The organism is Roseateles sp. P5_E1, from assembly GCF_054049335.1.
In genome coordinates this window covers 1-564 of record NZ_JBFUMN010000380.1, presented here as the reverse complement: position 1 = coordinate 564, position 564 = coordinate 1, and the positions used below count along the sequence as shown (strand labels likewise).

Genomic DNA, 564 nt, shown 5'->3' with positions numbered 1-564 from the left:
TTCCAGCACGCCGCTGGACGCGGCCGATGGTGCAGGACGTTGCAGCAGCAATGCGGTCAGCACCARCAGCGCGATCATCATGCCAACGCCGAGCGCGAGCAGGACGTAGCGGCGCATCCGCCGCCACCGGCTGCGGAGGGATCCCGTGGCGGGCGCGGCCACTTCGGCAGGCACGTCCAGTGCTGCGGTGTCGTCGCGTTCGATGAACGTCACCGCCTCGGCAGCCGGCGCCGCATCGACCGCTCTCACCGGCACGAGCAGGCGATAGCCGGTCTTGGCAATGGTTTCGATGTAAGGCGTGCCCGTGACATCGTCGTTGCTGAACGCCTTGCGCAGCTGTGTCACTGCCTGGGTCAGCACGTCATTGGTGGGCAGCGTGTCCGGCCATACCTCGGCGAACAGTTCATCACGGGTGACCACCGCACCCGGCGCGCGCATCAGCGCCTTCAACACACCCAATGCCTTCGGCGTCAGCCGTCGCGGACGACGCGCACCGGGCACCGTGACCTCGCGGGAGGACAACGTGACGGTGCACTCGCCGATCCTGATCACATCGGCTGAAGT

1 protein-coding gene is annotated in these 564 nt (G+C 67.1%); it reads right to left on the bottom strand.

What is annotated here, in order from left to right:
• Positions 1-564 (bottom strand): winged helix-turn-helix domain-containing protein (locus ACXJKJ_RS31635; RefSeq protein WP_457395658.1); only part of this gene is annotated, 564 nt, incomplete at both ends.